This window comes from Phocaeicola fibrisolvens (assembly GCF_025567125.1).
Taxonomy (GTDB): Bacteria; Bacteroidota; Bacteroidia; order Bacteroidales; family Bacteroidaceae; genus Phocaeicola; species Phocaeicola fibrisolvens.
Window position 1 is genome coordinate 19,032 of sequence record NZ_JAOQJI010000006.1, and the last position, 20,958, is coordinate 39,989.

18 protein-coding genes and 2 tRNA genes are annotated in these 20,958 nt (G+C 46.8%); 12 read left to right on the forward strand and 8 right to left on the reverse strand.

The annotated features are described in order from the left end of the window. Window positions 1-209: 209 nt before the first annotated feature. The 8 genes from OCV81_RS03935 to OCV81_RS03970 all read left to right on the forward strand — a co-directional run bounded on the left by OCV81_RS03935 (window position 210) and on the right by OCV81_RS03970 (window position 10,229). Window positions 210-1,460, forward strand: a complete 1,251-nt coding sequence (locus tag OCV81_RS03935) for an efflux RND transporter periplasmic adaptor subunit (RefSeq protein WP_148328570.1) — start codon at window positions 210-212, stop codon at window positions 1,458-1,460. A gap of 87 nt (window positions 1,461-1,547) precedes the next feature. Next, the gene (locus OCV81_RS03940) at window positions 1,548-2,861 is read left to right on the forward strand and encodes an ABC transporter permease (protein WP_148328735.1); all 1,314 of its coding nucleotides are present in this window, start codon (window positions 1,548-1,550) and stop codon (window positions 2,859-2,861) included. A gap of 20 nt (window positions 2,862-2,881) precedes the next feature. Next, window positions 2,882-4,177 carry an ABC transporter permease gene (locus tag OCV81_RS03945; protein WP_148328572.1) on the forward strand — a complete coding sequence of 432 codons (1,296 nt, stop codon included), beginning with the start codon at window positions 2,882-2,884 and terminating at the stop codon, window positions 4,175-4,177. A 69-nt stretch (window positions 4,178-4,246) separates the two neighbouring features. Continuing rightward, complete coding sequence (locus OCV81_RS03950; protein WP_148328737.1) at window positions 4,247-4,912, forward strand: ABC transporter ATP-binding protein; 666 nt, start codon at window positions 4,247-4,249, stop codon at window positions 4,910-4,912. A 66-nt stretch (window positions 4,913-4,978) separates the two neighbouring features. After that, complete coding sequence (locus OCV81_RS03955) at window positions 4,979-6,463, forward strand: TolC family protein (RefSeq protein ID WP_148328574.1); 1,485 nt, start codon at window positions 4,979-4,981, stop codon at window positions 6,461-6,463. Between the two features lie 40 nt (window positions 6,464-6,503). Beyond that, the gene (locus OCV81_RS03960; protein WP_148328576.1) at window positions 6,504-7,862 is read left to right on the forward strand and encodes a sigma-54-dependent transcriptional regulator; all 1,359 of its coding nucleotides are present in this window, start codon (window positions 6,504-6,506) and stop codon (window positions 7,860-7,862) included. 11 nt (window positions 7,863-7,873) lie between these two features. Continuing rightward, a complete protein-coding gene (locus OCV81_RS03965) occupies window positions 7,874-9,208 on the forward strand; it encodes a sensor histidine kinase (protein ID WP_148328578.1) in 1,335 nt (444 codons plus the stop codon). Window positions 9,209-9,323: 115 nt separating this feature from the next. Beyond that, entirely contained in the window at window positions 9,324-10,229 is a 906-nt protein-coding gene (locus OCV81_RS03970) for a DMT family transporter (RefSeq protein WP_148328580.1), read from the forward strand. Between the two features lie 204 nt (window positions 10,230-10,433). Here the strand turns inward: OCV81_RS03970 and OCV81_RS03975 are convergent, their stop codons facing one another. From OCV81_RS03975 to OCV81_RS04000, 6 genes are read right to left on the reverse strand one after another with little or no spacing between them, the layout of a single operon-like run. Beyond that, window positions 10,434-11,447, reverse strand: coding sequence for an FAD:protein FMN transferase (locus tag OCV81_RS03975; RefSeq protein WP_148328582.1), 1,014 nt, complete (start codon window positions 11,445-11,447; stop codon window positions 10,434-10,436). A gap of 3 nt (window positions 11,448-11,450) precedes the next feature. Further along, on the reverse strand, window positions 11,451-12,023 hold the full coding sequence (locus tag OCV81_RS03980) for a manganese efflux pump MntP (RefSeq protein ID WP_148328584.1): 573 nt from the start codon (window positions 12,021-12,023) through the stop codon (window positions 11,451-11,453). Window positions 12,024-12,028: 5 nt separating this feature from the next. Then, window positions 12,029-12,778 (reverse strand): DUF6048 family protein, encoded by a 750-nt coding sequence (locus OCV81_RS03985; RefSeq protein ID WP_394802514.1) that lies wholly within the window; start codon window positions 12,776-12,778, stop codon window positions 12,029-12,031. Continuing rightward, a complete protein-coding gene (locus OCV81_RS03990; RefSeq protein WP_148328587.1) occupies window positions 12,723-13,223 on the reverse strand; it encodes a DUF6452 family protein in 501 nt (166 codons plus the stop codon). Before OCV81_RS03990 ends, OCV81_RS03985 begins: the two co-directional genes overlap by 56 nt. A gap of 2 nt (window positions 13,224-13,225) precedes the next feature. Next, window positions 13,226-14,176 carry a glycosyltransferase family 2 protein gene (locus tag OCV81_RS03995; protein ID WP_022353390.1) on the reverse strand — a complete coding sequence of 317 codons (951 nt, stop codon included), beginning with the start codon at window positions 14,174-14,176 and terminating at the stop codon, window positions 13,226-13,228. Window positions 14,177-14,194: 18 nt separating this feature from the next. Next, complete coding sequence (locus tag OCV81_RS04000; protein WP_148328589.1) at window positions 14,195-14,725, reverse strand: DUF4199 domain-containing protein; 531 nt, start codon at window positions 14,723-14,725, stop codon at window positions 14,195-14,197. A gap of 298 nt (window positions 14,726-15,023) precedes the next feature. On the opposite strand from OCV81_RS04000, the gene OCV81_RS04005 reads away from it, so the two are divergent. Then, window positions 15,024-15,097: transfer RNA gene (locus OCV81_RS04005), tRNA-Thr, on the forward strand. Window positions 15,098-15,419: 322 nt separating this feature from the next. Further along, on the forward strand, window positions 15,420-16,826 hold the full coding sequence (locus OCV81_RS04010; protein WP_148328591.1) for an amidophosphoribosyltransferase: 1,407 nt from the start codon (window positions 15,420-15,422) through the stop codon (window positions 16,824-16,826). 202 nt (window positions 16,827-17,028) lie between these two features. On the opposite strand, the gene OCV81_RS04015 is transcribed toward OCV81_RS04010, so the two are convergent. Continuing rightward, complete coding sequence (locus tag OCV81_RS04015; protein WP_148328593.1) at window positions 17,029-18,219, reverse strand: BamA/TamA family outer membrane protein; 1,191 nt, start codon at window positions 18,217-18,219, stop codon at window positions 17,029-17,031. Between the two features lie 224 nt (window positions 18,220-18,443). Here OCV81_RS04015 and pepT point away from each other — a divergent pair, with 224 nt between their 5' ends. After that, window positions 18,444-19,673, forward strand: a complete 1,230-nt coding sequence (gene pepT, locus OCV81_RS04020; protein ID WP_148328595.1) for a peptidase T — start codon at window positions 18,444-18,446, stop codon at window positions 19,671-19,673. Window positions 19,674-19,745: 72 nt separating this feature from the next. Further along, the gene (gene gcvT / locus OCV81_RS04025) at window positions 19,746-20,831 is read left to right on the forward strand and encodes a glycine cleavage system aminomethyltransferase GcvT (RefSeq protein ID WP_148328597.1); all 1,086 of its coding nucleotides are present in this window, start codon (window positions 19,746-19,748) and stop codon (window positions 20,829-20,831) included. A gap of 44 nt (window positions 20,832-20,875) precedes the next feature. Here gcvT and OCV81_RS04030 read toward each other — a convergent pair. Beyond that, window positions 20,876-20,948: transfer RNA gene (locus OCV81_RS04030), tRNA-Gly, on the reverse strand. Between the last annotated feature and the right edge of the window lie 10 nt (window positions 20,949-20,958).

Below are 20,958 nucleotides of genomic sequence, written 5' to 3' on the forward strand. Positions count from 1 at the left end.
TTTCCTTTCTAAATTTAAAGGTAGGGAGAGTTCCTGAAATGTGCAACGATTCGGGAAGATTTCTCGCGAAAAACGGATGGTCGGTGTTTAAAACCGAACAGAGTGTTCGATATCGGACACCTTCTGAAGAAGGGTTGTTGTTGGATATCAACTGTTTATCTTTTTGGCATGGATGTTGCTTTAGAAAAAGTGCGATGATAGATAAAAATATGGATAGAGAAATATCAAAAGAAGTACGAAAAAGGTTACGCAATAAAAGGCTCATGCAATATGGAGGTATTGGAGTCGGGTGCGTGGTAGTGTGGATTCTGCTTTTTTCATGGATGCGCAGCAGTGTGAAAGAAGGCAATCTGGTTTTTTCGGAAGTGACGCGGGGAACGATTGAAGTAAGTGTGAGCGCGTCGGGTAAGGTCGTACCTGCCTTTGAAGAAATCATCAATACGCCGATTAATTCGCGTATTGTGGAGGTATATGGAAAAGGAGGAGACAGTGTAGAGGTAGGCACGCCGTTGTTGAAACTGGATTTGCAGAGCACTGAGACCGGCTATCAGAAGTTGCAGGATGAAGACCAGATGAAGCGTTACCAGTTGGATCAGGTGAAAATCAACAATCAAACGTATCTCAGTGATCTGGAGATGAAAGTAAAGGTGTCGACCATGAAACTGGACCGGATGAAGGCGGAGTTGCGAAACGAACAATATCTTGACAGCTTGGGTTCGGGTACAACCGATCGGGTGCGTCAGGCGGAACTGAATTTCCAGACGGGAAAACTGGAACTGGAACAGCTTCGTCAGCAGCTGGCCAACGAACGGCAGGTGAAAGCGGCCGATTTGAGAGTGAAGGAGCTGGAATATGAGATTTTCCGTAAGGAGATGGCGGAAATGAAGCGGACCTTGGAGGATGCACAGATACGGTCGCCTAGGAAAGCCATTCTTACCTATATCAATGATCAGGTGGGGGCACAGGTGACAGAAGGAACCCGACTGGCAGTCATTTCAGACCTGAGTCATTTTAAAGTGGAAGCCGAAATTGCCGATACTTATGCAGACCAGGTCGTGGCAGGTGGACGAGCCATTGTGAAGATAGGCAATGAAAAGCTGGAGGGACAAATCAGCAGTGTGACGCCTTTATCTAAAAATGGCATGATTTCTTTTATTGTACAGCTGGCCAATGACCATCACCGCCGGTTGCGTTCGGGACTGAAAGTGGATGTGTATGTAATGAATGCCGTGAAAGAGGGCGTATTGCGAATAGACAATGCCAGTTATTATGTGGGGAAAGGAGAATATGAGTTGTTTGTGCGGGATGGAAAAAATGAACTGGTCAAGCGGAAGGTGCAGCTGGGAGATTCCAATTTTGAATACGTGGAAGTACTTTCCGGACTTCAGCCGGGCGACCGAGTGGTAGTCAGCGATATGAAGGACTTTCGGAACAAACGGAAGGTTAGGTTGGTACACTGAGTGTGAGGAAGAAAAAACTTTTCAGAAGCAATTGATTGTAAAAGAACATATAAAGAAGATTAAAATGAGAGTGAGATTTTTATGAGAATGCAAAGAACTTATTTGACACAGGCTTTTACGTTACTGAAACAGAACCGTCTGTTCAGTATGCTCTACATTGTCGGTACAGGACTGGCCATTGCCATGACCGTGATAGTGGCGGTAGTTTATTACGTGAAATTGGCTCCTATCTATCCGGAAGAGAATCGGAAAAACACGTTGTATCTGACTCATGTCAGTTTCAAATCGGAACAGGAATCAAGAACCTATCAGTCCGCTTTGTCGTATCGGGCTTTACAGGAATGGATTTATCCGCTAAAGAATGTGGTAGCGGTTTCTGCGCGTTTCAGCAATGCAATGGACTATTATATACAGCCTGCCGATCGGAGCGGGGATTTCCGTCCGGCATTGAAACTGGTAGACCCGGCTTTCTTCCGTATCTATGCGTTGCAATTTCTGGAGGGACATCCATTCACGGAGGCCGATTTGGCAAGTGGTATTCATACGGCTGTGATTTCCGATGATCTTGCTCGTCGTTTGTTTGGTACGACAGAAGGCGTGGTGGGACGTTCGTTTTCCATGGATTATGTGAATTATCACGTATGTGGGGTGGTACGTGGAGCGAGTTTCTTGACCCGCCAGTCGTATGCACAGGTTTATGCGCCTTATTCCATTGAATCAAATTACAAGGACCCCGTTGTCTCCAGCTTCCCCTATTGTGGTCTGTTTAACGTGACTTTTTTAGTGAAAGACAATGCACAAGCAAAGGCTTTACGAGCTGAAATCAAGGACTTGATCAGAAGAGTGAACGCACAATATAAAGGGCAGTGGCAGATGGAATTGTGGGAACAACCTACTTCGCATGCACTCAGTGTGTTTAAAGAGTATCCGGCGGATACGAGTTTCAGCTCTTGGAAGGTGGCAGGTCGGCTGACGCTGTGGGTACTGGTACTTCTGCTCGTGCCTTCACTGAATCTGAACGGACTGATAGCCAGTCGTATGGAGAGTCGTTTGCCGGAGATGGGTGTTCGTAAATCTTTTGGGGCCAGTCGGAGTGCCTTGCTGTCGCAGGTGATGTGGGAGAATTTTTTCCTTACATTAGTGGGAGGTCTGCTGGGCTTGCTGGTGGCATGGATCATGCTTTATGTAGGGCGTGGATGGATTTTTATGTTGTTTGATTCCTGGCCGATGGATATTCCGGAAGGAGCCAATCTGTATGTGTCAGGTGAAATGCTGTTTGCACCGGTCGTGTTTCTCATCGCCTTTTTATTGTGTCTGGTGCTGAATTTGCTTTCCGCTTTGTGGCCGGCATGGATGTCGTTGCGCAAGCCGATTGTGTATTCATTGTATGAAAAAAGATAATCCGAAAAAACTGAGTGGATATGTGGAAATTGATTATAAAAAATCTTTGGAGCCGTCGCCGTCGTAACGGATGGTTACTGGCTGAATTGATATTGGTGGCCATTCTTTCATGGGCCATTTTCGACCCCGTGATGGTAGTGACTTATGAGCGGCACCTCCCGTTGGGATACGATGCAGACCGTCTGTGTATGGTGTCTGTGGCCATGCTTCCTCCGGAGGCTCCCGGATATGAGCCGCAAGCGGCCGATTCGGCTTCGTTGATGCAGGCGTATTTGAATTTAGTGGACCGTGCCCGGCAGTATCCTGGGGTGGAACAGGCCGCTCCGGTACTTTCTTTTGTATATCCGGGTGCGATGGGAAGTGGAACTTCCGACTTTGTAGCAGAAGGTGATTCGGTCGTTCATTCGGCTCTCTATATCGAATTTTTACCTCATACCCATTTCTTTGAAACCTACGGTTTCCAATCTGGGGAGGGGAGTATGAGTGCGGCCCGGCTGTCGGATCTGGACAATGGGTACTATTATATCATGACAGAAGATTTGCTGGAAGAAATGTTTCATACACATACGTACCGGAACCAGCGTTGCTTGGAGGTGAATGGTACAGACACGTTTTATACGGCAGTGAAGGGGACGGTGAAAGCATGCAAGTATCTGATTGACTGGCGTCCAGTACCGATTGTGTTCATGCCGCAGCAGCATCCGGATATACGTTCCAGCTTGGACAATCTGAGGATGGTCATTCGTTTGAAAGAGGGAGTCAGCATGGAACGCTTCTTGCACGATTTCCACCCTTGGATGCTTCGCCAGCTACGTGCCGGGAATCTTTATGCCCGTGAATTGCAGTCGTACGATGAAATCAATGCGGCTCGTGAATTCAGTGATTCTACGGCGCTTTATCGCCGTAATTTGAGCATTGCACTGTTTTTCCTAATCAATCTCTGTCTGGGGGTGATTGGTACTTTCTGGATGCAGACTCGTACCCGTCGGGAAGAGGTGGGGGTGATGCTTTCTTATGGAGCGACACCGCATCGCATTCGTCTGATGCTCTTGGGAGAAGGTACGGTACTGACCACGCTGGCTACTTTCATCGGCTGCTTCATTTACCTGCAATATGCGTTTAGTGAGGGGCTGAATAAGGGAAATTCCTGGATGTCGGCGGTGATTCCCAGTTGGGTGGACAATTTTGGACTGCACTTTTTCCTCATCTCACTGGCGGTGTATGTGGTGCTGCTGTTGGTAGTATGGGCAGGTATTGATATCCCGGCTCGCCGGATAAGCGCCATTTCGCCTACAGAAGCCTTGCGGGATGAATAAAAAGCACGTGAAACGATTCGTCTGAATACAGATGCAATGATAAACTTTTAAAACAAGATGCGTATGAATATGATAGAATTAACCGGAATCAATAAGATTTACCGGACCAATGAGATAGAGACACAGGCACTGGAAAATGTGAACCTGACGGTAGAAAAAGGAGAATTCCTCAGTATCATGGGACCTTCCGGATGTGGAAAATCTACTTTGCTGAACATCATGGGACTGCTGGATGCGCCTACCAGCGGTACCATCCAGATTGCAGGAGTGAAAGTGGAGGGAATGAAAGACAAGGAACTGGCTGCTTTCCGTAACCGGAACTTGGGATTCGTGTTTCAGTCGTTCCACCTGATTAATTCATTGAATGTGCTGGATAATGTGGAGGTACCTTTACTTTATCGCAATGTTTCTGCGAAAGAACGTCGGCAACGGGCCGAGGAAGTGCTGCAGAAGGTAGGATTGAGTCATCGTATGCATCACATGCCCTCGCAGCTTTCCGGAGGACAATGCCAGCGTGTGGCCATTGCCCGGGCTATTGTGGGAAATCCGGAAATCGTGCTGGCTGACGAACCGACCGGTAACTTGGATTCCAAGATGGGAGCGGAGATTATGGAGTTGCTGCACAAGCTGAACCAGGAAGATGGGCGTACGGTGGTGATGGTGACCCACAATGAAGAACAGGCCAAACAGACCTCGCGTATCGTACGCTTCTTTGATGGCCGTCAGGTAGGATAAGGCGGATGGCTGGTTGGAAAAATTGAGGTGAGGAACAGATGTGATACGATAAATGAGTGGAAGAGTATGAAACGGAGTGTATGGATTTTATTTTCTTTTTTCCTTTTCTGTAAAGGAGGGGCGGTAGAGCCGATGGAAAAAACGCATGTGTTGACACTGGACGAGGCCATTATGCTGGCACGGGTACAGAGTGTGGATGCGGCCGTAGCTTTAAACGAGCTGAAAACGGCGTATTGGGAGTATCGTACCTATCGTGCGGAATTATTGCCGGAGGTAAACTTTACGGCCACCCTTCCTTCTTACCACAAGGGGTATAATTCGTATCAGCAGAATGACGGTTCTTATACCTATGTGCGGAACAACTACATGCAGATGAACGGACAGCTTTCCATCGACCAGAATATCTGGTTCACGGGAGGTACGTTGTCGTTGAATACCTCTCTTGATTTTCTGCGGCAGATGGATGGTGGTTCGGGAAACCGTTTTATGTCGGTTCCGTTGGCTTTGACCTTGAACCAGCCAGTCTTTGGGGTGAATCAGACCAAATGGGACCGTCGGATTGAACCGGTACGTTATGCGGAGGCCAAGGCGGCATTCTTAAGTGCGACGGAAGAGGTGACGATGACCACCATCAATTATTTTTTCAATCTGCTACTGGCTCGTGAAAACGTGGCTATTGCCAGACAGAATCTGGAAAATGCAGAGAAATTGTATGAGGTAGCCAAAGCCAAGCGTCGGATGGGGCAGATTAGTGAAAATGATGTGTTGCAGTTGAAATTGAATGTGCTGGATGCCCGCTCCTCATTGACTTCCAACGAGAGTGCCTTGAAGAGTCACATGTTTACCTTGCGTTCGTTTCTGGCTTTGGGGGAGAACGAAGAATTGGTACCGGAGGTTCCGGATTCCGTGCCCGAGGTGCGGTTGGAGTATGCGGATGTGTTGTCCAAAGCTTTGGCTAACAACTCCTTTGCCCAGAATATCCGTCGCAGGCAGCTCGAAGCCGATTATGACGTAGCCAAGGCCAAAGGAAATATGCGGGAGATTACGTTGTTCGCTCAGGTCGGATTTACAGGAACCGACCGACGTTTTGATACGGCTTATCGTCGGTTAAAAGACAACCAAGTGGTGGAGATTGGGGTCAAGATTCCGATTTTGGACTGGGGTAAACGCCGCGGGCAGGTGAAAGTGGCACAGAGCAACCGGGAAGTGACGGAAAGCAAGTTGCGGCAGGAATCCATGAATTTCAATCAGAATCTGTTTGTGCTGGTGGAGCAGTTCAACAACCAGCAGACACAGCTCCATTTGGCGGATGAGGCCGATAAGATTGCCCGTAAACGCTATCATACGAACGTGGAGACTTTTCTGGTCGGAAAGATTTCTACACTCGACTTGAACGATTCGCAGAGCCAGAAGGATGAGGCACGCCGCAAGCACATCAATGAGTTGTTTTATTACTGGTACTATTATTACCAGTTGCGCAGTCTCACACTGTGGGATTTTGCGGCAGGTATAGGGATTGAGGCCGATTTTGAGAAGATAGTGAAGCACTGACCCCCTTCTTTTGTGAAATAATATTTACTTTTGTCGTGTTATGATACTAATAATAGATGATGATAGTGCCATTCGTTCGTCGCTCAGTTTTATGCTCAAACGGGCGAAATATGAAGTACAAGCGGTACCGGGGCCCAAAGAGGCGATGGAAGCTGTACGTTCCATTACCCCGCAGTTGATATTGATGGACATGAATTTCAGTCTCTCTACCGACGGAGCGGAGGGGTTGCTTTTGTTGAAGCAGGTCAAACTGTTTTGTCCGGATGTACCTGTCATTCTGATGACGGCCTGGGGAAGTATCCCTCTGGCAGTACAAGGAATGCGGGCTGGAGCCTTTGATTTCATTACCAAACCGTGGAACAATGCGGCGTTGATGCAGCGTATTGAAACGGCGTTGGAACTGACGGAAAAGGAGGAAGCTGCCGGTGTCTCGGTCACAGAAGCAGAAGATTTTGACCGCAGTCATATCATTGGGAAGAGCAAGGCTTTGGAAGCGGTGTTGGCGACGGTGAAGAGGGTATCCCGGACAAGTGCTTCGGTACTGGTGACGGGAGAAAGTGGTACTGGGAAAGAACTGATTGCCGAGGCGATACACTTGAACAGTCCGCGCAGGAACCAGCCTTTTGTCAAGGTCAATTTGGGAGGAATTTCGCAGACTTTGTTTGAAAGTGAGATGTTCGGACACAAGAAAGGGGCGTTTACCGATGCGGTGACCGACCGGAAAGGACGCTTCGAACTGGCGGATAAAGGGACGATTTTCTTGGACGAAATCGGTGAACTGGACTTGTCGTGTCAGGTAAAGCTGCTTCGGGTGTTGCAGGAGCAGACGTTTGAACCGTTGGGGGAGAGCCGTCCGCGGAAGGTGGATGTACGGGTGGTCTGTGCCACCAATGCCAATTTGGAGCAGATGGTGCGTGAACATACGTTCCGGGAGGATTTGTTTTATCGCATCAACCTGATTACGGTGCATCTTCCGGCTTTGCGCGAGCGGCGGGAGGACATTCCTCTGCTGGCCCGTCATTTTGTGGAAAGCCGTTGCCGGGCCGACGGATTGCCGCAAGTGGAACTCTCGGGGGATGCGTTGGCATTTTTGAGTCGTTTGCCTTACCCCGGGAATATTCGTGAACTGAAGAATCTGGTGGAGCGTACGTTGCTGGTGTGTGGAAAAGACTGTCTGACGGCAGCCGATTTTCAGTCACAGTATCGTCCGGCTGCTGTTTCCACAGATTCTATGGCGGAGGTAAAGGGACTTACACTTGAGGAATTGGAAAAGCGTACCATTCTTCAGGCATTGGAGGCTCATGACAATAATCTGACGCAGGTTGCTCTTTCGTTGGGTATCAGTCGGGCGGCTTTGTATCGTCGGTTGGAAAAATATGGTATTTCTTTTAACGATTAATCGGAAGGGTGATGAGGTTGAGCACGTTGTTTTTTCTCTTGGGTTTGCTGTTGGCTTTGGTTTGGGGAATTTTATTGTCTTTCACCTTAAGTACGAAGAGTCCGCTTTTGTATGTAGGAGAAGGAGTGATTTCTTTCAGTCTGGTTATCTTGTTTTATTTTTACTGGAAGGTGGTAAAACCGCTCCACAGCATTGCGAGTGGGATGGACTTGCTGCGTGAACAGGATTTCAGTAGCCGGCTTGCACCGGTGGGACAGGCCGAGGCCGACCGTATCGTGGAGATGTTCAACCGGATGATGGACCAGTTGAAGAATGAACGCTTGCGCTTGCGGGAACAGAACCACTTTTTGGACTTGCTCATTAATGTATCGCCCATGGGGGTGATTATTCTGACTTTCGACGAACAGATATCCATGCTGAATACTGCGGCTTTGCGGTTTTTAGGGTATACTTCAGCCGAGGAATTGATGGGGAAGCGGTTGGAGGAATTGGATACGCCTCTGGCGGAGGAAGTGTCACGTTTGCCTAAGGATACGACCGATACGATTCGTTTGAGTGACGCCAAAATCTACCGTTGTTCCCGGCTTTCGTTTGTAGACCGTGGATTTGCCCATCCTTTTGTGCTGATAGAGAGTTTGACGGCCGAGGTGGTCAAGGCAGAGAAAAAGGCTTACGAAAAAGTGATTCGGATGATTGCCCATGAGGTGAACAATACCACGGCAGGCATTACTTCAACTTTGGAGACGGTAGGAGATGCACTGGAAACACTGGAAGAAGAGACGGGCGATTTACGGGAGGTCATGCAGGTTTGTGTGGAACGTTGTTTGGGGATGAGCCGTTTCATCACCAATTTTGCCAATGTGGTGAAAATTCCGGAACCGAGTCTGGAGCAAGTGCGATTGAACGACCGGGTGACCGCGTGCCGGATGTTTATGGAAACCATCTGCCGGGAGCGGCAGATTACGCTGCACAATGAACTGTGTGCAGAAAACCCGAAGGTATGGATGGATACGGCTTTATTTGAGCAAGTGCTGGTGAACATCATCAAGAATGCGGCAGAAAGTATCGGACAGGGGGGTGACATTTTCATTCGTACGTCGGTGTCTCCAGTCATGCTTGAAATAGCCGATACGGGGAAAGGCATCTCCAAGGAGGTGGAAACGAAACTGTTCAGTCCTTTCTTTTCTACCAAACCTCACGGACAAGGTATCGGATTGATTTTTATTCGTGAAGTGCTGACCCGTCATGGGTGTGCATTCTCTTTGCGGACGTATTCGGACGGACTGACGCGGTTTCGTATATCATTCCCTGCACGGCGTGCAGACTTGCCCGGAAAGAACGGTTGAGCCGGTTACAGGAAAGGCTTTTTGAAAAAGAAGGGAAGGTTCTGCTGGTGAAACTTGCGGGTCACGGCTTTATTGTCTAATTTTGCAGGCTGTAATTCGAATTAATGTAAAGAACATGTGGTTATTACTGGCTTTTTGCTCAGCGGCGTTGCTGGGCTTTTATGATGTCTTCAAGAAAAAATCGTTGGCAAACAATGCGGTGCTCCCGGTGCTGGGACTGAATACGCTTTTTTCAAGTCTGATTTTTTTACCGTTTATTTTGATTTCACACTTTCATCCGGAAACTTTGAAGGATACGCTTTTTTATGTGCCTTCAGCAGGCTGGGAAGTGCATAAGTTCATTCTGCTGAAATCGTTTATCGTGCTTTCTTCGTGGACGTTCGGCTATTTTGGCATGAAGCATTTGCCGTTGACCATCGTTGGGCCGATTAATGCGACCCGTCCGGTCATGACGCTGGTGGGTGCCTTGCTGATATTCGGCGAGCGCCTGAATGTGTACCAGTGGATTGGGGTGCTGATGGCCATTATCTCGTTCTTCATGTTGAGCCGTTCGGGAAAGAAGGAAGGCATTGACTTCAAGCACGACAAGTGGATTTGGTTTGTGGTACTGGCCGCTGTGCTGGGAGCGGTGAGCGGATTGTACGACAAATACCTGATGGGACGCTTCAACAACATGGTGGTGCAGGCATGGTACAATGTCTATCAGCTTTTCCTGATGGGAGGAGTGCTGATGTTCCTGTGGTGGCCCAAGCGGAAGCACAGTACGCCGTTTCACTGGGACTGGTGCATCATTCTGATTTCGGTCTTCTTATCGGCCGCTGATTTCGTGTATTTCTATGCCTTGGGGATGGATGGAGCCATGATTTCCATTGTATCCATGGTACGACGGGGAAGCGTGATTGTTTCCTTCCTGTTTGGGGCCATGATTTTCCGAGAGAAGAATTTGAAGAGCAAGGTAGTCGATTTGATTTTAGTGCTGATTGGTATGTTCTTCCTCTATCTGGGAAATGTGTTAGGATAATCTCATGGCTTTTACGGAACGATTGGAAGACCGTGTCAGTACTTTTACGGTAGTATTGTTGTTACTTTCTAAAGAGTACTGAGAAAAGAAAAAAGAACAGATGTTTTTGCCCGAAGAGGGTATTCTGATAAAATAGAAAATGCCGGAGCGTACAGGAAAGCACGCTCCGGCATTTTCTATTTTCTACCTTGCACAAGGTCTTTTTTAGTTCCGCATGTATTTCTTCATGCCTTCTGTGGAATAAGTCTGTAATTTTCCGTTCTTGTCCGTATAAATGAAATAGGCATCCAGCTCGGGATGGGAGTCGCAGACAGCCTTGGCAGAATCCAGTCCCAGTACCATGAAGGCGGTGGCGTAGGCATCGGCTGTGGCACAGTTCTTGGCAATGACGGTGGAGGAAAGAATGTTGTGTTGCACCGGATAGCCTGTCCGCGGGTCGATAGTATGTGCATATTTCTTTCCGTCCTTGTAGTAGAAATTGCGGTAGTTGCCCGATGTGGCCATACCGGCATTGGTAATTTCGAGTATGGTCTGTAACTCCTGATTGACAGATAAAGAATCGTCAATCGGTTTGTTGACTCCAATCCGCCAGGTTTCCATCTTGGCATTCTGTCCTTTCATGACCAGTTCTCCACCAATGTCAATCATGTAGTTCTTGATACCTTTCTGGTCGAACAGACGGGCTACGCAGTCCACTCCGAATCCTTTGGCAATGGAGCTGAAGTCGAGCATCATGCGTGGGTCGGACTTGACGATTTCTCCGTCTGCATTCAGCTGGATTTTGTCGATACCCACAAACTGGCGCAGACTGTCGATGGTCAGCGAGTCGGGAAACTGGGAGTGCTTGAATCCGAAGCCCCAGGCATTGACCAACGGAGCGACTGTTACGTCGTATGCTTTTCCTGTGTCATGAGATACCTCTTTGGCCAGGTTGAACACGTAGACAAATAGGCTGTCGGTATGTAGGTCGGTGTTTTGGTTGATACGCGTAATGACCGACTGCTTGTTGAACGGAGACAAGGAATTGTCCACCTTCTGCAGTTCTTTTTCAATCTCGTCTTTCAGGTTTTCCGATGATTGGTAAGTGATTTTATAAACGGTGCCGAACACCAGGCCTTGGTCGGTCTGATAAGGCGATTGTTTTCTCAGAATCAGTACGGTTCCCACAATGAGCAGGATGAGGAACGGTACTTGCCATTTCAGTTTGCTTTTGTTCATGGGTTATTGTAAGAATAAATGTTCCACTAATATTTTAACGCCGATGCCAATCAGCACCAGGCCACCGAAAATTTCCACGCGTAAGTGGAAGCGTTTGCCGAAGAAGACTCCGATGAGGCTTCCGGCCAGAGAGAGAATGAAAGAAGCCAGGCCGATGCTGGTCAGGGGCATTCCCAGGTCTTCTATCTTTGTAAGTCCGGCGAAGGCAAATGAGATGCCGATGGCCAGTGCGTCGATGCTGGTAGCCACCGCCAGGGCTAGTGTCACCTTCAGGCTGGTGGGATTGAACGAAGCCGTTTCTTCCTTCTTAAACTGAGCCCGTATCATCCGGATACCTAAAAAGGCCAGCAGGGCAAAAGCAATCCAATGGTCGTAAGCTTCAATCAGATGCTGGAAACGGCTGGCACCTAACCATCCCAGAAAAGGCATCATTGCCTGGAAAAGTCCGAAGAAGAAAGCCATTCTTAAAAAGGTACCCCAGCGGATACGGTGCAGGATGATTCCACTGGTGACCGATACGGTAAAACAGTCGATGGCCAGACTGACAGATAATAAAAGGGTTTCAATTAAATTCATGAAAGTCAGAAGGGTAAGTTATAAATGAGATTATACATCAGGTTGAAACTGCTGCTGGCGTTTTTTCCGAAGCCAGGCACATACCATGGAATGGAGTTTTCATGGCCTTTTACATTCATTCTCATTTTGTATCTCACGCTCCAGCCCATACAGAAGCCTTTGTAGATTTTTACTTTGAGTCCGAAAACCCCTTCCAGCCAGCTGGCATTACTCTTCAATCCGGAGTAAGAGAAAGGATAGGAAATTTCACCTCCATAGTTTGGGTCGGTCATACTAGGACCATCTACGTCGTAGCTGAATGAACTCATGCCATAGCGGAGACCTACATACATGTACCCTGGAAGGTGAGTCTTCTTATAAAACACATTGTAGTCCATTCCGATGCGGAAATAAGGTGCCGAGGTCTTATAGTGCAAATTGTTGCCGTCGTTGATAGCATCCGCTTTTCCGTATCCTACTTCAATGACGGGGAGAAAGCGATTTTTCAGGTTGGCTTGTACTGCAATTTCACTGTTCAGAATATCACTTCCCAACAGGTAACTTCCTGCTCCGGCTATCTCCACTCCGATACTCATTCCTTGGTAAAGAGGTACGTTTTCTTCCGGTTTCGTCTTTTTCTTTTCCTCTTTCTTTATCTGTGCCGGTTCTGCCTTATGAGCACCCGGTCTTTGTGCCCACACAGGGGAGCAGAAGAAGCAACTACTCGTTAGTAGCAGTAACAGTGAAATATACCTTGAAATTCTCTTTCTCATAATTGTCTATGTTCGGATTGGTGATGACAAGTGAATCGAGCATACGCGTCGTAGCTTCGGCACTAGTTACTTCATAGAACATCATGGTACCGCAGTCCAGATTGATGAAGTAGGGGATGTTGCGGTGATTGACGGTAATGACGTCCCTCTGCCGGTTGCCATACTGGAAAATAAAACGAGTCTGTTCTCCGTAGCTGAGAGGCAGACTCAGGCTGCTTGTATTGGTTGATTTATTAATCAATGTATCATAAATAAGCGTATCTGCTGTTTCCAGTTGCCCGATGACCGTCAGCGTGTCAGTATATTGTACCGCCTTACCGTGTTGGTCTACGAAATTGAACTGTGCGTAGGCCAGTGCGTTGGGCGGACAGTTCTCCACTTCACAAGCTGGGAAAAAGGAGAGTCCTGCCACCAGCAATAAGCCTGATACAATCGGTAGTTTCTTCATCTTTAAAGTTCTTTCTCGATTTGGTATTTGTTTCTTTCCGGCGAGTTGCGTGCAATCAATTCCCCGATGAATCCAGCCAGGAAAAGCTGGGTACCCAGAATCATGGTGGTCAAGGCCAGATAGAAGTACGGGTTTTCTGTAACCAGACGGTAGGGATTTCCACAGTACATGTCATACAGTTTGTTTGCTCCTACTACGATGACAGCAATGAATCCTAACATAAACATGATGGAACCCAAAAAGCCGAAAATGTGCATGGGCTTTACTCCGAAAGTGGAAAGGAACCACAAGGAGAGCAAATCCAGGTAGCCGTTGACAAAGCGGTTCAGTCCGAATTTGGTCTTTCCATATTTACGTGCCTGATGATGTACCACTTTTTCTCCGATACGGTTGAAGCCGGCATTCTTGGCCAAGTAGGGGATATATCGGTGCATTTCGCCATAGACTTCGATATTTTTCACCACGTCTTTTCGGTAAGCCTTCAGTCCGCAGTTGAAATCATGCAGGTTATGTATGCCTGACACTGCACGTGCCGTAGCATTGAACAGTTTGGTCGGAATGGTTTTCGACAACGGGTCGTAGCGTTTTTGTTTCCATCCCGAAACCAGGTCGTATCCTTCTTCTGTAATCATGCGGTAGAGTTCCGGAATCTCGTCCGGACTATCTTGCAAATCGGCATCCATGGTGATGACTACATCTCCTTCGGCTTTTTCAAATCCACAGAACAAAGCAGGAGATTTTCCATAATTGCGACGGAACTTAATGCCCTTCACTTCTTTTGATTTCCGACTGAGTTCTTCGATAACCTGCCAAGAATGGTCGGTACTGCCATCGTTTACGAATATGACCTCGTAAGTAAAATGGTGGGCGTCCATGACGCGTTCAATCCAGGCATACAGTTCAGGTAAGGATTCCTCTTCATTATAGAGAGGTACGACTACAGATATATCCATATTATTATTTATAAGCGATTAATTTTTCTTTTTCATGACCAGCAGTCCGGTAGGAATGGAAAGCAGTATTCCGTAAAAGAAATTCTGCGACAACAGCTGGAAAGTGAGTTGCAAAGGGGTAAGCGATGAAATCACATCGAAACTGCTGATGAGTTGTTCTACGGAAATTTTCATATCGCCACTTACGGAATTCTTTATGTTCTCCAGTTGGTCCAAATAAGTATTCAATAAATAACCTTGATCGATAAAGCGGAAATACACATAATGAGCCAATGCGGTCAGTATAGAGGAAAAAAGATACATTAGAAAGCAAAAACTGAATGCCTGGGTAAAAGAAAGATAGCCTTCGCGGTACTGGTTGCGGTAGCGGCGCGCGTAGATGTAGCCCAATACAGGAACGAAAAGCGTCATCAGGATAAATAGCAACTGAAGCAAGGGAATGGAAAATCCGATGGGAAGGAAGATGAATTTGAAAATCCAGAACAGTCCCATGTAAGTTCCGAAGCGCATGGCATATTCCTGTAAGGTCATTGGTCTTTCTGTTGTCATATCATTAAGTTTAATAGTGACTACAAAAGTAGTCTTTTTCAGTGAGCCGTAGTGTATAAAAGGCCGAAAAAACACGTATCTTTCCAATTTTCTTCATTTTTTTTCTTGAAGGTATTGTGAATTCCGAAAAAATGTCTACCTTTGCACCCGCAATCGAGAAACATCCTCTACAAGGATACTCGATGACATGTTGAATACGGGTAAGTCCCATACGGCCAGCTCCCTTCGAATCCTCCAGGGCTTGATCGCAGCAAAGGTAGTTGGTTGTAGCGGCGCGATATGGTAAGCTTACCCACCCGCCTCTTTAGCTCAGTTGGCCAGAGCACGTGATTTGTAATCTCGGGGTCGTTGGTTCGAATCCGACAAGAGGCTCGAAAAAGTTGGACAGGTTTGTCTGACTTTTTTTTATGTTTGTACGTCAGAGAAAAAAGAAAGCCACCGGTGTTGTAGCGGTGGCTTTTGTACATAATGTAAAGTTTAGTAAGCCTTTTAGTTGTAAATCGATGTATGGCTTATTCCCTTTGGAAGAAGGGGTCGTAAAGGAGTTATGTTTTTAGAAAACAAACAAAAGGGGGAAAATGTTCAATGTTTGGTATGAAAAAATATGTTTAAGGATTTTTCAGGATAATAACTTCCCGTTTTTTTTCCGTACTTTTGCATCCGAAAATCATAACAACTAAATAACTAATAAAGAATGGGTGGCTTTTTCGGAACAGTCTCTAAGGCTGAATGCGTGACCGATTTATTTTACGGTACGGATTATAATTCACATTTGGGAACGAAACGCGCTGGTATGGCAACATACGCAGAGGGCGAAGGGTTCATACGTTCAATCCATAATCTGGAAAGTTCTTATTTTCGTACAAAGTTTGAGAGTGAACTCCCTGGTTTTAAGGGAACTTCGGGAATTGGGGTAATCAGTGATACGGATCCTCAACCTATCATGATTAATTCTCATTTAGGGCGGTTTGCCATTGTCACTGTAGCAAAAATCAACAACATGGAGGAGCTGGTGCAGGAGTTGCTGGCCAGCAACATGCATTTTTCGGAAATGAGCATGGGAAAGACTAATCCTACGGAATTGGTCGCATTGCTTATTGTGCAAGGCAAGGATTTCGTGGATGGCATCGAGAATGTGTTCAATAAGATTAAAGGCTCTTGCTCCATGCTGATTCTGACAGAAGATGGTGTGATTGTAGCTCGTGACAAATGGGGGCGTACGCCGATTATCATTGGAAAGAAGGAGGGTGCATACGCTGCAACCAGTGAGTCGAGCAGTTTGCCAAATCTGGATTTTGAAATAGATCGTTACGTAGGTCCAGGTGAAATTCTGCGTATGCGTGCCAGTGGACTGGAACAGCTTCGCCAACCGAATGACAAAATGCAGATTTGTTCGTTCTTGTGGGTGTACTACGGTTTTCCTGTTTCTTGTTATGAAGGGAAAAATGTGGAAGAAGTACGTTTTATGAGCGGTTATAAGATGGGACAGACCGACGAATCGGAAGTAGACTGTGTTTGTGGTATTCCAGATTCAGGTGTAGGTATGGCTTTAGGATATGCAGAAGGTAAAGGAATTCCTTACCATCGGGCTATTGCCAAATATACTCCCACGTGGCCGAGAAGCTTTACGCCGAGCAACCAGAGTATGCGTTCGCTGGTGGCCAAGATGAAGTTGATTCCGAATCGTGCCATGTTGCAGGGAAAACGTCTGCTGTTCTGTGATGACTCCATCGTGCGTGGTACACAGCTTCGCGATAATGTGAATGTTCTTTATGATTACGGAGCGAAGGAAGTGCACATGCGTATCGCATGTCCCCCGTTGATTTATGGATGTCCTTTTATTGGGTTTACTTCTTCTAAGAGTGATATGGAGTTGATAACCCGTCGCATCATCAAGGAAATTGAAGGAGATGAGAATGCCAAACTGGATAAATATGCGACGACGGATTCTCCGGAATATAAAGAATTGGTGGAACGTATTCGGGCTCGATTTGGGTTGACTTCTTTGAAATTCAATACATTGGAAACATTGATTGAAGCTATCGGACTGCCGAAGTGCAAGGTCTGCACACATTGTTTTGACGGATCCAGCTGTTTCTGACAAGGTATTTCGGATGCGTGGGGAAGATAAAGTGGAATCTTCTCTGCATATTCTGGAAAATGCATAAGAATATTTTCTGTACCACATTGTGAAATATGTGTCCCGCACTGCGGGATATGTATTTCACAGTGTGGTTTTTGTATCCCACAGTGTGGAACAGAGAAATTGTTGTGACACAAGGGGAAATTTGTCGAGGTATTTTTTAAAAAGCCTCGGTCATGTTGAAATAAAACAGGTTCTGTTGATTGGTGAAGTCACGACCTAAATCCAGGCGTACGTTCATGCGGGGTTGCACTTCGATACGGAGTCCAAGTCCGGCATTGGGAAGCAGACCTTCAATTTTGCCCGGTGTGGGTCCCATGAAACCACATCCTCCCCAGGCCACAAAGCCCAGGCGATTGAGGATTTTCTTTATCCAATTGCTTTGGTCCGTATTGAACATCTGTCGGTATTCGGCCAGTGCCACGTGTGAGGATTTGTCGCGATATTGTCCCATGTAGTACCCTCGCAAGTCGAAGGGGGTTCCGCTCAATACATACTTGTTCAGGGGAATGTTGTGACCGAAAGAATGCTTGCTTTGTACAGTCCAAGCCAGTACCTTTCGTTTACCTACCGTTTTGTATTGCCGATAGTCCAGTTCCAAGCGGTAGAAGCTGGAATTGCTCCCGAGAAATTTTTCATACATTAGTCCCCTCAAATCGAAATATAATCCCTTATAGGGATTGGCCGGTACGTCGCGTGTATCATACGTCAGTAGGAAACCGATTCCAGAACTGAAGTCTTCGTAGCCGTTGGCAGTACCTCCCGCACGCTTGTAGTCGGGCTGTTCTACGAGATACTTGGCCGGGTCCATGATGTGGTCGTAGGTGATGTCAATTTGTGGACCGGCGAAGAAGTTGCTTTCCCCCAGCCGGAAAAGAAACCACGGATTAATTTGTATGCCGCTGTAACGGTACTGGCTGGTGGTATCGCTTCGTACATAATTTTTGTTGGTGCTGTAGCCCACCCCATAAAAATTTTCCTGTGTGTTCTTGAACGAAAATTGTCCGAAAATGCGGAAGCGGTCGTTTTTGAAGAACAGTTGAGGCTTGACCACCAGATTCAGTCCTCCTTTAAACATGAAGGCTATGGCTGCCGGGATGACCGAGCGGCGCATGGTGGTGTCTTTGGGGTTCATCCGGAAGGTCATCAGTGCACTTCCTCCCACGAGCACTCCAAAATCGGGGGTATAACTTGGACCTCCCAATATATTATAGTGAAAGTTACGTTCGGCTTTCTCTTTTTTCTTGAGTTCTTTTTCTATCTGTTGCCGGATGCTGTCTGGTAGAGATTCTTGTGCATTCCCCATTAGGGCAAACAGACAATAAATGCAGAGGAGTAGGTATTTTTTCATGCGGCAAAATTACAAAAAAACGTCTGAATCTGTCTGGTCTTGTTTTAATACTTTCTGGATTACCCTTCCTTTTTAACTTAAAAAGCTGGGTGCGACCGCAGGAATTTTTTCTCGACATGGTAAATCATCCTTGCGTTCTGATAAAAAATGGTAAGTCTTTTGGTCATTCTCCGGGTATTTTTTACTTTTACAAAAGTAAGATTTTAGTAAACAATTAAAGTGATATGACAGTAATTGAACGCTTTTTAAAGTATGTGACTTTTGATACGCAGTCGGACGAATCGACCGGTGTAACCCCAAGTACACCGAAGCAGATGGTGTTTGCGCGTTATCTGAAAGAGGAACTGGAGAAACTGGGGTTGAAAGATATTTCTTTGGACGAAAATGGTTATCTGTTTGCTACACTTCCTTCGAATGTAGATCATGAGGTGCCGGTTATCGGTTTTATTGCCCACATGGATACGAGTCCCGATATGAGTGGAGAGAACGTAAAGCCGCGTATCGTGGAAAAATACGACGGAAAAGATATTCCGTTGTGCGCAGAAGAACACATTGTGTTGTCGCCGACAAATTTCCCCGAATTGTTGGATCACATAGGAGAAGACTTGATTGTAACCGATGGGCATACCTTGCTGGGAGCGGATGATAAAGCCGGAATTGCAGAAATTGTGGGTGCCGTGGCTTACTTGAAGGCTCATCCGGAAATCAAGCATGGAGACATTCGTGTGGGCTTTAACCCGGATGAAGAAATTGGTTTGGGAGCGCACAAGTTTGATGTGGAGAAGTTTGGTGCCAAATGGGCTTATACGATGGATGGTGGCGAAGTAGGTGAACTGGAGTTTGAGAACTTCAATGCGGCTGCAGCCAAGGTGGTGGTGAAGGGACGCAACGTGCATCCAGGTTATGCCAAAAACAAGATGATCAATTCTTTGCTGGTTGCCAATGAATATGCTTCCTTGCTTCCGGCCAATGAAACTCCGGGTACAACGGAAGGATATGAAGGTTTTTATCACCTGGTTGGAATGGAAGGTGAAGTGGAGCATACCGTGTTGTCTTATATCGTTCGCGATCATGACCGCGAGAAGTTTGAGGCGCGCAAGCAGGCTTTACAAGATTATGCAGCCCAGTTGAACCAGAAATACGGAGAGGGTACGGTTTGTGTGGAATTGAAAGACCAGTATTACAACATGCGCCAGCAGGTGGAACCGTTGATGCATATCATCGACATTGCTTTTGCGGCCATGCAGGAAGCGGGAGTTACTCCAAAAGTAAAGGCCATTCGTGGGGGGACGGATGGTGCACAGCTCTCATTCAAGGGACTTCCTTGTCCGAATATTTTTGCTGGTGGCTTGAATTTTCACGGGCGTTATGAATTTGTGCCCATACCTTCTATCGAGAAAGCGATGAAAGTAGTGGTGAAAATTGCTGAGCTTACGGCTAAGAGATATAGCTAATTATTGAAGTTGCGGTTCTGTCGGAAAATCACAGGCAGGCCGCAACCTATTATCAACCTTAAAATAAATCTTATGAAAACAACTCCATTTACCGAGAAGCACATTGCTCTCGGTGCCAAGATGCATGAATTTGCAGGTTACAACATGCCGATTGAATATTCTGGAATCATTGATGAACACTTGACGGTCTGCCATGCGGTGGGTGTCTTCGATGTGTCGCACATGGGAGAATTCTGGGTGAAAGGTCCGCATGCACTGGATTTCATTCAGGAGGTGACTTCCAACAATGCGGCGGTGCTTACGCCGGGTAAGGTGCAGTACACGTGTTTCCCGAACGAGACAGGAGGAATTGTAGACGATTTGCTGGTGTATGCATACGAGCCCGAAAAATACATGCTGGTGGTCAATGCGGCCAATATTGAGAAAGACTGGAACTGGTGTGTGAAACACAACCGGGTGGGGGCGGAGCTGGAAAATGCATCCGACCGCATGGCACAGCTGGCTATACAAGGGCCGAAGGCTTGTGATACACTCCAGAAACTGACTCCGGTAGATTTGAAATCGATTCCTTATTATACATTCAAGGTGGGAGAATTTGCCGGGGTTCCGAATGTGATTATTTCCAATACGGGATACACAGGAGCGGGAGGATTTGAACTATATTTCTACCCAGAAGTGGCACTGAAGATTTGGGATGCCATTTTTGAAGCCGGAAAAGAATTTGGTATTAAGCCGATTGGGCTGGGAGCCCGCGATACGCTGCGTCTGGAGATGGGATTCTGTCTGTATGGAAATGATATTACCGACGAGACTTCTCCGCTGGAAGCCGGGTTGGGATGGATTACCAAGTTCGTGGAAGGAAAGAACTTTACCAACCGTGCGGCACTGGAAAAGCAGAAAGCCGAAGGAGTGAGTCGGAAATTGGTAGGCTTTGAGATGATTGACCGGGGGATTCCGCGTCATGGATATGCGTTGTTGAATGAAACGGGGGAAACAATCGGATACGTAACGTCGGGTACGATGTCGCCTACGCGGAAGATAGGTATCGGGATGGGGTATGTCAAGGTAGAATATTCTAAACCTGGTACGGAGATTTACTTGGACAACCGTGGTCGGAAACTGAAAGCACAAGTAGTGAAGCCTCCTTTCAGAAAATGAAAATATAAAATAAAAAGCCTGTCGTCAGACAGGCTTTTTTGATGAGCGGAAGACGGGACTCAAACCCGCGACCCTCAGCTTGGAAGGCTAATGCTCTATCAACTGAGCTACTTCCGCAAATTTGCGG